This window comes from Pseudokineococcus marinus (assembly GCF_013004605.1).
Lineage (GTDB): Bacteria > Actinomycetota > Actinomycetes > Actinomycetales > Quadrisphaeraceae > Pseudokineococcus > Pseudokineococcus marinus.
Window position 1 is genome coordinate 1 of sequence record NZ_JABEMA010000513.1, and the last position, 1,421, is coordinate 1,421.

The 1,421-nt window shown below is 78.2% G+C and carries 1 protein-coding gene; it reads left to right on the forward strand.

What is annotated here, in order from left to right; genetic code table 11:
* Nucleotides 1-21 precede the first annotated feature (21 nt).
* Nucleotides 22-1,275 (forward strand): cupin domain-containing protein, encoded by a 1,254-nt coding sequence (locus HLB09_RS17100; RefSeq protein WP_171204487.1) that lies wholly within the window; start codon nucleotides 22-24, stop codon nucleotides 1,273-1,275.
* Nucleotides 1,276-1,421 lie beyond the last annotated feature (146 nt).

A 1,421-nucleotide genomic window follows, 5' to 3' on the forward strand; every position in this document is an offset into this window, starting at 1 on the left:
CGGCACGACGGTCCCGCCTCCATCGGCGGCGCCGCAGGCGACGCCGTGCCGCGCCTCGCCGCCCTGCGGCGCCTGGTCGGCGCGGCGGCGGACGGCTTCGGCGCCACCTGGGGCGAGCGCCCCCTGCTCACGCGGGCCGAGGACCTGCCCCGCGGCTTCGAGGACCTGCTGTCCGCGGGCGCCGTCGACGAGCTCGTCTCCACGCGGGGGCTGCGGACGCCGTTCCTGCGCGTGGCCAAGCAGGGCACCACGCTGCCCGACCGCTCCTTCACCGCGGGCGGCGGCGTCGGCGCGACCGTGGGCGACCAGGTGAGCGACGACAAGCTCGTCCGCCTCTTCGCCGACGGGTCGACCATGGTCCTGCAGGGCCTGCACCGGACGTGGCCCGCGCTCGTCGACTTCTCCCAGGCGCTGGCGGCCGACCTCGGCCACCCCGTCCAGGTCAACGCCTACGTCACGCCCCCGCAGTCGCGGGGCTTCGACGACCACTACGACGTCCACGACGTCTTCGTCCTCCAGGTGGAGGGCGAGAAGCGCTGGCGGCTCCACGAGCCCGTGCACCCCAGCCCGCTGCGCGACCAGCCCTGGACGGCGCGGCGCGCCGCGGTCGAGGCCGAGGCCGCCCGCGAGCCGCTGCTCGACGCCGTCCTGCGCCCCGGCGACTGCCTGTACCTGCCGCGCGGCTACCTGCACGCGGCGACGGCCCTGGGCGACGTCAGCACCCACCTCACCATCGGCGTGCACCCCTGGACGCGCCACGGCCTCGCCGAGCAGCTCCTGCGGGCCGCCCTGGCCGACCTCGGCGACGACGCCGAGGTGCGCGCCTCCCTCCCCCTCGGCGTGCGCGTCGACGACCCGTCGTCGACCGCCGACGACCTCGAGCTCGTGCGCGAGCGGCTCCTCGCCGCCGTCCGGGCCGTCGACGCCGCGCGCCTCGCCCGTCCCCTCGCCGGTCAGGTGCGCGCCAACCAGCGCGCCGAGCCGGTGGGGCCGCTCGCCCAGCTGCGCGCGGCGCAGGAGGTCGAGCGCACCGGCGACGCGTCGGGGCTCGTGCTCCGCCGGCACCTCGCCGCCGTGCTCGAGGAGCGCGCCGACGGCGCGGTCCTGCGCAGCCGCGCGGGCGACGTCGTCCTCGGCGCGGACGACGTCGACGCGGTGCGGGCGCTCCTCGCCGCGGGCGACGGCGGCTCCCTCGACGCGACCCCCCTCGACGCACCTGCGTCCACCGACCTCGCGCGCCGCCTCGTGCTCGCGGGGGTCCTCGTCCCCCGGTGAGCGCGCCACCGTCCGCCGGGCGCCCGGGCGTCGTCGCGGGGCACCTCGTCGAGGATGGCGAAGAGGCGCCGCTGCTCGTCGTGGTCGTGGAGGATGTAGTCGCAGATGTCCATGCGCGGAGGGTGGCACCGCACCCCGGGGCCCGC